Below are 11,139 nucleotides of genomic sequence, written 5' to 3'. Positions count from 1 at the left end.
TTGTGTGGTGACTTCGGGTGGCCCGTGAAGGCCGACTCGGGTGGCCCGCCCGGCCGGGGGAGCCGGGGCCGAAATGCCTCCGGGCGCCGGGCGGGCCTGTTCAGGGGGTGGTGGGCAGCTCGCCGCAGGAGCGGCGGGGGACCAGCCGGGCCGGCAGCAGCACCGAGCCGGCGGGCCGGTCCTCGATCCGCGCCAGCAGGGTGTGGACGGCGGCCCGGCCCAGTTCCCGGGTGGGCTGGGCGATGGCGGTCAGCGGCGGATCGGTGTGCGCGAACCACGGCACGTCGTCGTAGACCACCAGCGCCACATCGTCGGGGACCCGCAGCCCGCGGGCGCGGAGTTCGTCCATCGCGCCCAGCGCCATCAGGTTGTCGGTGGCCAGCACCGCGTCCGGCGGCTCGGCGAGGTCGAGGAAGTCGCTCATCACCTGCCGGCCGCCGGTGTGCTGGAGATCGGGGGTGGCGCCGACCCGCTCGTCGGGCAGGGTGAGGCCGTATCCGCCCAGCGCCGTACGGAAGAGGCGGAGGCGCTCGTCGCCGGTGGGGGTGCCGGCCGGGGCGACGATGATCGCGGGGCGGCGGCGGCCGAGGGCGGCGAGATGGGCGGCGAGCTCGGTGAGCGCGGTGCGGCCGTCGGCGCGCACGCAGGGGGCGTCGACGCCGGGCACGGTGCGGTCCAGCAGCACCAGCGGGGTGCCGGAGGCCACCACCTCGCTGAGCATCGCCGAACCGGTGCCCGCCGAGCTGACCAGCAGACCGTCGATCCGGCGGTCGAGCAGGGTGCGGATGTAGTCGTCCTGCTGGTCGGGGCGCTCGCCGGCATTGCCGATGACCAGGCTGTAGCCGAGGCTGCGGGCCTCGTCCTCGACGGCGTCGGCCAGCTCGGTGAAGAAGGGGTTGGTGAGATCGCTGATGATCAGGCCGAGCGCGCCGGTCCGTGCGGTGCGCAGCGCGCGGGCGACGTTGTTGGGGCGGTAGCCCAGCTCCCGCACGGCGGCGAGCACCCGCTCACGGGTCTCGGCCACCGGACTGTGGCCGTTGAGGACCCGGGAGACCGTGGCGACGGACACCCCTGCCCGCTCTGCCACATCTTTGATGTTCGCCATGGCGCCGTTGCCGTTCCGTTTGCTGTTCCGCTTGCTGTTCCGTCTGACCGTGCGTCGCCTCCCGTGCGGGGCTGCTTCGCTTGGCGTGATCGCCGTGTAATCGATTCCGTGGGGAATGCGTGGGGGCTACGAAATCGATTACACGGGGGGTGCGTCAAGACGGGGGGAATGTTGTCTGCGTCACATGGGGTGGGGCGCGGAGGGTGGGGTGCGGGGCGCGAGGGCTTCGGGCGCGGAGCGAAGGGTGCGGCATGAGGGGTGCCGCGCAAAGGACACGGAGGCAGGGAGGCGCAGAGGCGCGGAGCGAAAGATGCGGCGCGCGGTGCGTGGCGAGCCCGGGCACTCCCCCGTTGACCGTCCCGCCGCGAAGACGGGCACCGGCCGTGTCCGGACCCAGCGGGGCCGGTCCCGGCGCTTACCGGGCGAACTGCCCCACACAAGCGACGATCGCCACCAGCAGACCGAGCACCCCGATGACGACCTGCCATCTGTCAGACGGCGCCCATCGGTCGCTCTCCTGCTCCGTGTCCTGATCGTCCATTGCTCCTCCTCGCTCCTCCGGACAGGCCCCGGAGACCAGGGCCCCCGCCGGCCGGCCGCCGACGGAGCTGTGGGGAGGAACGCGGTGAAGCCCCGCCAGAATAGCGCGAGTTGAGTCCGTACACAGGGCCGGCAGCACCGCGCCGCGGACAGCGCAGGGGCCGCACCCCGTCGCGGGATGCGGCCCCTTCGGAAAGGCCCGTGGCGCCGGTGACGCCGCGTGTCAGACGACGGTCAGCTTGACCTCGATGTTGCCGCGGGTGGCGTGGGAGTACGGGCACACCTGGTGCGCCTTCTCCACGAGGTCCTGGGCGGTGGCCGCGTCGACCTGCGGGATCGAGACGGCGATCTCGACCGTGAGGCCGAAGCCCCCGTCCGGGGTCTTGCCGATGCCGACCTTGGCGGTCACCCGGGAGCCGGAGACATCGGCGTTCTCCCGGCGGGCGACGACGCTGAGCGCGCCCTGGAAGCAGGCGCTGTAACCGGCCGCGAAGAGCTGCTCGGGGTTGGTGCCGGCGCCGCTGCCGCCCTGCTCCTTGGGCGGGTTGACGACCACATCGAGCTTGCCGTCGTCGCTGGCGACGCGGCCGTCACGGCCGTTCTCAGCGGTGGCGACGGCGGTGTAGACGACGTCGACGGTCTGGATGGACATACCGAATCCTCCTGTGGTTCGCCGCGACTCGCGCCCACGGATCACGACGGCGTGCCGCCGAGCCTAACGGGAGGGGCAAGGGGGTGGGGTGGGGTGGGGGGAGGTACACGGTCCTCCGGCTTCCCCCGCCCCACCCCACCCCTCCCCCAACCCGGTTGCCGTTCGGGACTGCTGTCAGCCCTCCAGGCTCACGATCATCTTTCCGGTGTTCTCGCCGCGCAGCAGGCCCAGGAAGGCCTCGACGCCGTTTTCGATGCCGGAGATCTTGGTCTCGCTGTACTTGAGTTCGCCGGAGCGGATCCAGGCGGAGACCTCCTCGACGAACTGCGGCTGCAGGGCGGAGTGGTCGCTGACCAGCAGGCCCTGGAGGCGCAGGCGCTTGCCGATCACCATCGCGAGGTTGCGGGGCGCGGGGCTCGGCTCCGTGGCGTTGTACATCGAGATCATGCCGCAAATGGCGGCACGGCCATGGACGTTGAGGGAACTGATGGCCGCTTCGAGGTGGTCGCCGCCGACGTTGTCGAAGTAGACGTCGATACCGTCGGGGGCGGCCTCCTTGAGCTGCTTGTTGACGTCGCCGTTCTTGTAGTTGAAGGCGGCGTCGAAGCCGTACTCCTCCACCAGGAGCTTGACCTTCTCGTCGGAACCGGCGGAGCCGATGACCCGGGAGGCGCCCTTGAGCTTGGCGATCTGGCCGACCTCGCTGCCCACCGCACCGGCCGCGCCGGACACGAAGACGGCGTCGCCCTCCTTGAAGGACGCCACCTCCAGCAGGCCCGCGTACGCGGTCAGGCCGGGCATGCCCAGCACACCGAGGTAGGCGGTGAGCGGAGCCAGCGACGGGTCCACCTTGGCGGCGCGCTTGGCGTCCAGGACCGCGTACTCACGCCAGCCGAGGCCGTGCAGGACATGGTCACCGACGGCGATGGAGTCGGCGCGCGAGGCGATGACCTCGCCGACCGCGCCGCCCTCCATCGGCTGGTCGAGCTGGAAGGGCGGGACGTAGGACTTCACATCGTTCATCCGGCCGCGCATGTACGGGTCGACGGAGAAGTGCTGCGTACGGACGAGGATCTGGCCCTCGCCGACCTCGGGCACCGCGGCCTCGCGCAGCGCGAAGTCCTCCGGGGTGGGCCAGCCGTGGGGGCGGGCGACGAGGTGCCATTCGCGGCTGGTCGTGGGCAGTGCGGACATAAGCGCGATCCTCCTAATGCTTCAGGTGCTGAAACAACCATGCTCCTCGATATTTCATGTTGTCAAGTAAATGGGTATCCTCGTGTGCATGACCCCCCGCGCAGACTCCCTGACCGTCGAGGTCGTCGACCTCATCGGCACCGTCGTCGCCCGCTACTACGAGGAGTATGAGCAGGCCGCGGCCGAGCACTCCCTCACCGGCGCGCAGGCCAGGGTGCTCAGCCTGCTCTCGCTGGAGCCGCTGCCCATGCGGAAGGTCGCCCAGCGCCTGAAGTGCGAGCCGTCGAACATCACCGGCATCGTGGACCGCCTGGAATCCCGCGGCCTGGTCGAGCGCCGCCCCGATCCGGCCGACCGCCGCGTCAAGCTCGCCGCCCCGACCGAGGAGGGCGCACACACGGCCGCGGCGCTGCGGACGTCCCTGGACTTCGCGCGCGAACCCCTCGGCCGGCTGACGGTGGCCGAGCGGACGCTGCTGAAGGAGCTGCTGCAGCGGATGCTGGGCGTCGCCCCCGAGTGAGCCGGGCGGGCTCGTCGCCGGGCGCGTCAGCGGGCGCGTCGCAGGGCGCGTCGGCAGCCGCCCGGCAGGTGGTGGCAGCGGCGGGCGTTTCCTAGGTCGCCGTCGCACCGGCCCGCCCCCTGGGTCGCCGCCGCACCAGCCCGCCCCCTGGGTCGCCGCCGCACCAGCCCGCCACCCCCCAGGACGCCGCCGCACCAGCCCGCCCCCTAAGACGCCGCCGTACCAGCCGTCTTCACCCCCGCAGGTTCGGCGGCCGGCGGCGGTGCACCGGCCGCCCCGGCGGCGTCCGGCTGCCCCTCAGCCCCGGGTGTCCGCAGCCCCCGCAGCAGCGCCAGCGCCAGTACCGCGGCGCAGGCCATCACGCCCGCGGCGCCCAGGACGGCCGTCTGGAGGCCGTCGGTGAAGGCGGACCGGGCCGCGGTCAGCAGTGCCTCGCCCGCCCGGCCCGGGAGTTCGGCGGCCACCGCGGCGGCGCCGGCCAGGGTTTCGCGGGCCGCGTCGGCGGCGTCCGACGGGAGGCCGGCGGGCAGGGCATCGGCCATGTCCGCGCGGTAGACCGCGCTCCCGATGCTGCCCAGGATGGCCATGCCCAGCGCGCCGCCCAGTTCGGTGCCGGACTCCAGCAGCGCCGAGGCGGAACCGGCGCGCTCGGGCGGGGCGAGGCCGATGGCCAGTTCGTTGCCGAGTGACATCACCATCACCAGGCCCGAGGCGTAGACCGAGGAGGCCACCAGGACGAACCACAGGGCCGAGCCCGGTTCCAGCCAGGACAGCCAGACGAAGCCGCCGGCCGCGATGACGAATCCCAGGGCGATGACATAGGCCCGGTCCATCCGCTGGGCGAGTCCGGCGGCCGCCGGTGCCATCCCGCCCACCGCGAGGGTCGGCAGCAGATTCCACAGCGCCGCCTCCATGGGGCTCATCCCCCGTACGGTCTGCAGGTACTGGGTGAAGAAGACCGCGCAGCCGACCACCGCGAACATCGCCAGCAGGTTCATCAGCACCGAGACACTGAACCCGCGGTGACGGAACAGCTCCAGGTCGAGCATCGGATGCCGGGCGGTGCGCTGGCGGTACACGAAGGCCGCGGCGGCCAGCAGACCGGCGGCGAGGGCGAGGAGGGGCAGCGGCGCCAGGCCGTCGCGGGCGATCTCCTTGATCCCGTAGACCATCGGCAGCATCGCGAGCAGCGACAGCAGCGAGCCGGGCAGATCGAAGCGCCCGGCCGCCGGGTTCTTGAACTCCGGCAGCAGCAGCGGCCCGCAGACCAGCAGCAGCACCATCGCCGGGGCGTTGATCAGGAACACCGCACCCCACCAGAAGTGCTCCAGCAGCACCCCGCTGAGCACCGGGCCGACCGCGATGCCGCCCATCATCGCCGACGACCAGATCGCGACGGCCTTGCCGCGCTGCTTGGCGTCGTGGAAGAGGTTGCGGATCAGCGCGAGCGTGGACGGCATCAGGGTGGCGCCGCCGATGCCGAGCAACGCCCGGGCGGCGATGAGCATTTCCGCGCTCTGCGCATAGGCGGCGACCCCGGAGGCGAGGCCGAAGAGGAGGGCGCCGGACAGCAGCAGCTTGCGGCGGCCGATGCGGTCACCCAGCGCGCCCATGGTGATCAACAGGCCCGCCAGGACGAAGCCGTAGACGTCCAGGATCCACAGTTGCTGGACGCTGCTGGGCTCCAGTTCCGCGGTCAGGAACGGCACCGCGAAGTAGAGCACCGAGACGTCCATGGAGACGAGAAGGCAGGGCAGCAGGAGGACGGCCAGGGCGGTCCACTCCCGGCGGCCGGCCGGTGGCGGGGTTGTATACGCAGTAAACGACATGGGTGACACGGTAAGCAGGGTGGGCTTACGGTGCAAACAGCAGGGCTGGTAAGGGAGTTAGAGGTGCATCACACTAGTGCACCTGGCTAGTGCAATGCCTGGTGAGGCCAGGCATTGCTACCCTCACGGACAGCGAAATTCCCCTGGTGCACTAGTACGGAGGTCACCCCGTGGAGCAGTCAGCGCCGCCCTACCGCCGGATCGTCGACGAGATCCGGCGCCGCATCGGCACCGGTGAACTCACGCCGGGCGACCGGGTGCCGTCGACCCGGCGGATCACCCAGGAGTGGGGGGTGGCGATGGCGACCGCCACCAAGGTGCTCACCACGCTGAGGCAGGAGGGCCTGGTCCGCGCCGTACCGGGCGTCGGCACGGTGGTCGCCGAGCCGCAGCCACAGTCGCAGTCGCAGTCGCAGCCCCAACCGCAGCGGGCCGCGCACTCCGGACTCCCGCGGGAGCGACGGCCGCGCGAGACGGACAGCGGGCTGAGCCGCGAGAGCGTCGTACGGGCCGGTCTCAAGATTGCCGACGCCGAGGGGCTGCGGGCGCTGTCGATGCGCCGGGTCGCCGCCGAGTTCGGGGTGTCCTCGATGGCGCTCTACCGCCATGTGGCCAACAAGGACGAGCTGGTGGTGCTGATGGCGGACGCCGCGTTCCGCGACATCGAGCTTCCCGACCCGGCGCCGGACGGCTGGCGCGCACGGGTGGAGGCGGGCGCACGGCTGCAATGGGAGCTCTACCAGCGGCATCCGTGGCTGGCGCACTATCTGTCGATCACCCGGCCGCAGCCGATGCCGCGGGCGATGGCGCTCATCGAGTGGACCATGGCGCGGGTGACGGGCCTGGACCCGGTGACGCTGATCCATATGGCCGTCACGCTGCTGAACTATGTGCGCGCCACCGCCGCCGGCTTCGAGGACGATCTGGAGGCCGAGCAGGAGACCGGGATGAACCAGAACCAGTGGATGGCGTCCATGGAGCCGGTTTTCGAGGGCATCCTCACCTCGGGCTCCTATCCGATGTACGGGGGGATCGCGGGGCACGACGAGGACGTGGTGACGCTGACGTCGCTGTTCGAGTTCGGGCTGGCCCGTCTCCTGGACGGGATGGCGGCGCTGGTGGAGCGCCGGGCGGCGGACTCCGGCGGGGTCAGCTGAGCTCCCCGCGCAGCCGCCGGGCCCGTAACACCAGCTCCAGTTCGAAGCGGCGGTCCGGGTCGTCGATCTCCGCGCCCCATAACTCCCTTATCTGGCGCAGCCGGTAGCGCACGGTCTGCGGATGGACGCCGAGCCGGGCGGCCACCTCGGGGGCGCCGCCGCGGGTCTCCAGCCAGGCGAGCAGGGTCTCCGCGAGCCGCCGGCCATGGGCCGGGCCGCAGCTGTCCAGCGGGGCGAGGCGGCGGCGGGTGAGGTCCTCGATCAGCTCCTCCGGCGGCAGCAGGACCAACGCCTCGGTGTGCTCGGTGCACTGCAGCAGCTCGCCGGCCGGCAGCAGTCCGCGCTCCGTCAGATCGACCGCGGCCCCGGCCCAGCGCAGCGATTTCGCGGCGTCCAGCAGCGGTACGGCGGGCCCGATCGCGCCCGACCAGCCGGCCGCCGCACGGGCCAGCAGCTCGCGCCGCCCGGGGGCGTCCGGCTCGGGCACCACCATCCGCGGCCGTTCGCTCTCCATGTCCAGCAGGACGTCCGGGGCGACGGCGGGCGCGACCGCCTCCCGGGCCGGCCGCAGCAGGACCGCGACCGCGACCCGCTCGGGCAGCGGCCAGCCGATCCGGGCGGCGCGCTCGGCGAGGGCCGGCGGCACCCCGTCCGCCGCTCCCGCGCCGCGCCGCCGCCCGCCGGGTCCCGTGAACAGCTGCTCCATCAGGCGCCGTTGCAGCCGCAGCCGCTCACCGGCCTGGCGGGCGGCGGCCTCGGCGTAGCCGCGTACGGATTCGGCGACCAGCCCGTCCAGATACTCGTAGCCGGACTCGGCGAGCTCGTACATCGCGGGCGCCGGGATCGCGACCTGCTGGCCGATCTCGGCGAGCCGCCGCCAGGCCAGCCGGACGCCGAGCCGGTAGACGGCCTGCAGGACGTCCAGGCTGCGGCCCTGGATGCCCTCGCCGCGGCCGAACTCCTGGAAGACCCGGGGGTGGACATGCGGCCGGTCCGGGCCGGCGGTCAGATGCGCGACGAAGTGCTCCAGCGACTGGCGGATTCCCACCAGCGCCCGGGGCTCCCCGAACTCATCGGGAACCAGCTGGAGTTGAGGGTATGCACGGCGGATCTCCCGGAGGATGTCCTGGGCCAGGGCCGGCACCTCCTCCAGTGCCAGGGCGGCGAACTGCCGTACCTGGTAGGGCGGGACCTCCCGCCAGGCCGAGCGGACGGCTGTCACCATGACCCGGACCTCCTCAGCACGCCCCGCCTCCCCGGGCCCGCCCGCTACTCACCGCTCCGGTCGAAGGTCACCAGTGGCACATTCGGCTGCTCGGGGGTGGCGTCCAGGGCGGCGACGATGCCGAGCGCGACGCCGACGGCGAGGAGGGCGGCGGTCAGCGCGGTCAGTGCGGCGGCGAGCGTTCGGTGCATGGCGCGGCGAGCCCTTCGTCGATGCCGGAGCCCGTCGGGCGGTCTCCGTCGAGGTTGGCGCGGCACACGGCGCGGATTCCAGGTCCTGACGACAGGTCCTGGGCGGCCGGCCCGGTGCCGCGTCCCACAGCGCGGCACCACTGGAGTCGTGGTGCCTGCCGAGTGTGGAAGGGCATTGACGCCCTGTCAAGAGTTCGCTTACGTTCCCGGCCCATGGCGCCCCGCGGCGCCGCACGTGCACCAGAGCGTGATTCCCCCACCGCTTCCAGGAGTGCCCGTATGCCCGTATCCGGCAAGCCCGCCCCCTCCCCCACCGCGGCCCCCGCCGCCCGCACCGCCTCGCCCCTGTCGCTGGCCGTCCTCGGTCTCGGCGTCTTTCTGCTGGTCCTGGCACCCCTGCTGGCCTGGTACGTCACGCCACGGGCCAAGGTCACGCCGGTCGACGTCGATGTCACCACCGTCTTCACCGGCAACGGCAGCTACTTCGACACCGCGGCCCTGAAGACCAGGGACCGCCGGCGGATCACCATCACCCGGCACGTACTGGGCGATGTCGCGGCGAGCGAGAAGAGCGGCCGGGCCGTGTGGGACGTCTCCACGACGGTCGACACCCCGCAGACGCTGCCCCTGAAGGACCCGCGCAGGGCATTCCAGTGGACCACCGAGCGCTGGGTCACCGACCGGCGCAGCAACGCACCGGTGCACTGCTGCGAGGAGGCCCCGACCCGTTTCGACGGCGATGCCTACCTCAAGTTCCCCTTCGATGTGCAGAAGACGGGCTATCGCTGGTGGGACAACACCCTGGGCGCCGCCGTCCCGCTCCGCTTCGCCGGTACGCAGCGGGTCCAGGGCTACCCGGGCTACCGCTTCACCGGGACCGTGCCGCCCACCAGGACCGGCAGCCGGCAGGTCCCCGGCCGGCTCGTCGGACGGCCGGGCCAGGGCCAGATCCAGGCCGAGGAGTGGTACGCCAACTCCGGTATCGAGCTGGTCGTCGAGCCGCGCACCGGCCGGATCATGCAGGCCGTGCTCTCGCCGCTCAAGACGCTGCGGGCACCCGGCGCCCGGCGTACCGCGGTGACACTGCTGCGCGGCGAGCGGTTGCAGTTCACGCCCGCGACGCAGCGGGCGCAGGTGCGGCTGGCGAGGGCGGACAGCGACAAGCTGGCGCTGGTCGGCCGGACGCTGCCGGTCACGGCCGCGGCGGCGGGCGGGCTGCTCGCGCCGGCCGGGGCGGTGTGGGTGGTGCGCGGGCGGCGGGCGGCCGGCCGGTCCTGAGCGAAGTGATGAACCGTCAGACCAAATCGGGGCGGATTTTGTCACCCCGGTGAGTAGCCGCGGCGAACGGCGCGGGCGAAAACTGTCCACCCCACACGCAGCCGGCCGGTCCTCGGTCGGCGCACGTCCGCTTCACCGCAGCACAGTGCCGCGAGCACCGCTCCGCCCCGCCGCACGGCAGGACCACGGCACCGCATGATGCAGCACGGCCCGCACGACTCAGTACGCAGTACGTCCCCCACCGCCGGTACCGCACCCTGAGACGAGTTGGATCGCACATGCCCCAGCACCTGCGCCCGTCCCCGCCCCTCGCGGCGCCCGCCCCCGCCCCCTCGGCCTCCGGGCCACCCGGCGCGGGGCCGCCCTTCCCCCGCCGGATCGTCTTCCTCGCCCGCCGCGATCTGGGCAACCCCGCCGCCGGCGGCTCCGAGCTGCTGGTGGACCGGATCGCCGATGGCCTCGCCGCCCACGGCCACGAGGTCACCCTGCTGTGCGGCGGGCCGCAGGGTGGTGTCCCCGCCCGCGGCTACCGGGTGGTGTCCGCGGGCGGCGACGCCGGTCATTTCCTGCGGGTGCCCCGCCAGTTGGCGCGCCGGGTCGGCGACTGCGACCTGCTGGTCGAGGTCTGCAACGGCATGCCGTACCTGGCGCCGCTGTGGCATCGCGGTCCGACGCTGTGCCTGGTCAACCATGTCCATACGGACCTGTGGCGGCTGCGCTGTCCGGGGCCCGCCGCCCGGCTCGGCCGCCGTCTGGAGCACTGGGCGCTGGCCGGGGCGCACCGCCGCGGTCTGATGGTGGCGGTCTCCGGCTCGACCGCGTCCGCGCTGCACGGCCTCGGTGTCGCCCCGGGCCGCATCCGGCTGGTGTACAACGGCGTGGCGGAGCCCGGACCGCTGGCCCCCAAGGCGCCGGAACCGCTGTTCCTGGCCATGGGGCGGCTCGTCGAGTACAAGCGCGTCGATCTGCTGCTGCGGCTGTGGGAGCGGGTCCGGCCGGTGACCGGCGGCCGGCTGGTGATCGTCGGCGACGGCCCGGAGCGCGCACGGCTGGCCGCGGCGGCCGGGCCCGGTGTCACCTTCACCGGCCATGTCTCCGAAGAGCGCAAGCATCAACTGCTGTGTTCCGCCTGGCTGTTGCTGCACCCCTCGCTCGTCGAGGGCTGGGGGCTGGTGGTGATGGAGGCCGCCGCCCGCCGCACCCCCGCCGTCGGCTTCGACATCCCGGGCCTGCGGGACTCCGTCGAGGACGGCACCACGGGGCTGCTGGCCCGCGGCGAGAGCGCGTTCGCCGCGCACTGGTGCACCCTCGCGCTCAGCGCCCGGCGCCGCGACGCCCTGGGCCGCGCCGCCGAACGGCGTGCCGCCCGCTTCCGGTGGAGCCACACGGTCCAGAGCTTCCGGGCGGTCGCCGCCGAGGCCGTCCTCGACCCGCTCTCCGGGCGGTGA

At 72.9% G+C, this 11,139-nt stretch carries 11 protein-coding genes; 4 read left to right on the top strand and 7 right to left on the bottom strand.

Annotation, left to right across the window (positions count from 1 at the left end):
* Positions 1–100 precede the first annotated feature (100 nt).
* From STRNI_RS28760 to STRNI_RS28745, 4 genes are all read right to left on the bottom strand, one after another.
* Positions 101–1,105, bottom strand: a complete 1,005-nt coding sequence (locus STRNI_RS28760; protein ID WP_026169356.1) for a LacI family DNA-binding transcriptional regulator — start codon at positions 1,103–1,105, stop codon at positions 101–103.
* 415 nt (positions 1,106–1,520) lie between these two features.
* Positions 1,521–1,646 carry a hypothetical protein gene (locus STRNI_RS28755; RefSeq protein WP_018088072.1) on the bottom strand — a complete coding sequence of 42 codons (126 nt, stop codon included), beginning with the start codon at positions 1,644–1,646 and terminating at the stop codon, positions 1,521–1,523.
* A gap of 222 nt (positions 1,647–1,868) precedes the next feature.
* Positions 1,869–2,297, bottom strand: coding sequence for an organic hydroperoxide resistance protein (locus STRNI_RS28750; RefSeq protein WP_018088073.1), 429 nt, complete (start codon positions 2,295–2,297; stop codon positions 1,869–1,871).
* A 174-nt stretch (positions 2,298–2,471) separates the two neighbouring features.
* Complete coding sequence (locus tag STRNI_RS28745) at positions 2,472–3,491, bottom strand: NADP-dependent oxidoreductase (RefSeq protein ID WP_018088074.1); 1,020 nt, start codon at positions 3,489–3,491, stop codon at positions 2,472–2,474.
* Positions 3,492–3,579: 88 nt separating this feature from the next.
* Here STRNI_RS28745 and STRNI_RS28740 point away from each other — a divergent pair, with 88 nt between their 5' ends.
* Positions 3,580–4,011, top strand: a complete 432-nt coding sequence (locus tag STRNI_RS28740) for a MarR family winged helix-turn-helix transcriptional regulator (RefSeq protein WP_093644443.1) — start codon at positions 3,580–3,582, stop codon at positions 4,009–4,011.
* A 206-nt stretch (positions 4,012–4,217) separates the two neighbouring features.
* Here STRNI_RS28740 and STRNI_RS28735 read toward each other — a convergent pair whose 3' ends face one another.
* Positions 4,218–5,840, bottom strand: coding sequence for an MFS transporter (locus tag STRNI_RS28735; protein WP_277412284.1), 1,623 nt, complete (start codon positions 5,838–5,840; stop codon positions 4,218–4,220).
* 170 nt (positions 5,841–6,010) lie between these two features.
* On the opposite strand from STRNI_RS28735, the gene STRNI_RS28730 reads away from it, so the two are divergent.
* Entirely contained in the window at positions 6,011–6,997 is a 987-nt protein-coding gene (locus STRNI_RS28730; protein ID WP_277412283.1) for a TetR/AcrR family transcriptional regulator C-terminal domain-containing protein, read from the top strand.
* Here the strand turns inward: STRNI_RS28730 and STRNI_RS28725 are convergent.
* Both STRNI_RS28725 and STRNI_RS28720 read right to left on the bottom strand, forming a co-directional pair.
* Positions 6,990–8,222: a PucR family transcriptional regulator gene (locus STRNI_RS28725; RefSeq protein ID WP_109889524.1), complete on the bottom strand. Its 1,233-nt coding sequence runs from the start codon at positions 8,220–8,222 to the stop codon at positions 6,990–6,992. The two genes, STRNI_RS28730 and STRNI_RS28725, sit on opposite strands and share 8 nt — an antisense overlap.
* Before the next feature lie 44 nt (positions 8,223–8,266).
* Positions 8,267–8,413, bottom strand: coding sequence for a hypothetical protein (locus tag STRNI_RS28720; protein WP_018088079.1), 147 nt, complete (start codon positions 8,411–8,413; stop codon positions 8,267–8,269).
* A gap of 279 nt (positions 8,414–8,692) precedes the next feature.
* On the opposite strand from STRNI_RS28720, the gene pgfA reads away from it, so the two are divergent.
* Both pgfA and STRNI_RS28710 read left to right on the top strand, forming a co-directional pair.
* Positions 8,693–9,691 carry a cell envelope lipid trafficking protein PgfA gene (gene pgfA, locus STRNI_RS28715; RefSeq protein WP_274735430.1) on the top strand — a complete coding sequence of 333 codons (999 nt, stop codon included), beginning with the start codon at positions 8,693–8,695 and terminating at the stop codon, positions 9,689–9,691.
* 278 nt (positions 9,692–9,969) lie between these two features.
* A complete protein-coding gene (locus tag STRNI_RS28710) occupies positions 9,970–11,139 on the top strand; it encodes a glycosyltransferase family 4 protein (RefSeq protein WP_277412282.1) in 1,170 nt (389 codons plus the stop codon).

It is taken from the genome of Streptomyces nigrescens, from assembly GCF_027626975.1.
In the GTDB taxonomy this organism is placed as follows: domain Bacteria; phylum Actinomycetota; class Actinomycetes; order Streptomycetales; family Streptomycetaceae; genus Streptomyces; species Streptomyces nigrescens.
The sequence above is the reverse complement of the archived record's forward strand: the minus strand, read 5'-3'. Positions and strand labels throughout refer to the sequence as shown.

Excerpts from the sequence above, each read along its gene's own strand:
- STRNI_RS28760 (WP_026169356.1), bottom strand. The coding sequence starts at position 1,105 with ATGGCGAACATCAAAGATGTGGCAGAGCGGGCAGGGGTGTCCGTCGCC.
- STRNI_RS28755 (WP_018088072.1), bottom strand. The coding sequence starts at position 1,646 with ATGGACGATCAGGACACGGAGCAGGAGAGCGACCGATGGGCGCCGTCT.
- STRNI_RS28750 (WP_018088073.1), bottom strand. The coding sequence starts at position 2,297 with ATGTCCATCCAGACCGTCGACGTCGTCTACACCGCCGTCGCCACCGCT.
- STRNI_RS28745 (WP_018088074.1), bottom strand. The coding sequence starts at position 3,491 with ATGTCCGCACTGCCCACGACCAGCCGCGAATGGCACCTCGTCGCCCGC.
- STRNI_RS28740 (WP_093644443.1), top strand. The coding sequence starts at position 3,580 with ATGACCCCCCGCGCAGACTCCCTGACCGTCGAGGTCGTCGACCTCATC.
- STRNI_RS28735 (WP_277412284.1), bottom strand. The coding sequence starts at position 5,840 with ATGTCGTTTACTGCGTATACAACCCCGCCACCGGCCGGCCGCCGGGAG.
- STRNI_RS28725 (WP_109889524.1), bottom strand. The coding sequence starts at position 8,222 with ATGGTGACAGCCGTCCGCTCGGCCTGGCGGGAGGTCCCGCCCTACCAG.
- STRNI_RS28720 (WP_018088079.1), bottom strand. The coding sequence starts at position 8,413 with ATGCACCGAACGCTCGCCGCCGCACTGACCGCGCTGACCGCCGCCCTC.
- pgfA (WP_274735430.1), top strand. The coding sequence starts at position 8,693 with ATGCCCGTATCCGGCAAGCCCGCCCCCTCCCCCACCGCGGCCCCCGCC.
- STRNI_RS28710 (WP_277412282.1), top strand. The coding sequence starts at position 9,970 with ATGCCCCAGCACCTGCGCCCGTCCCCGCCCCTCGCGGCGCCCGCCCCC.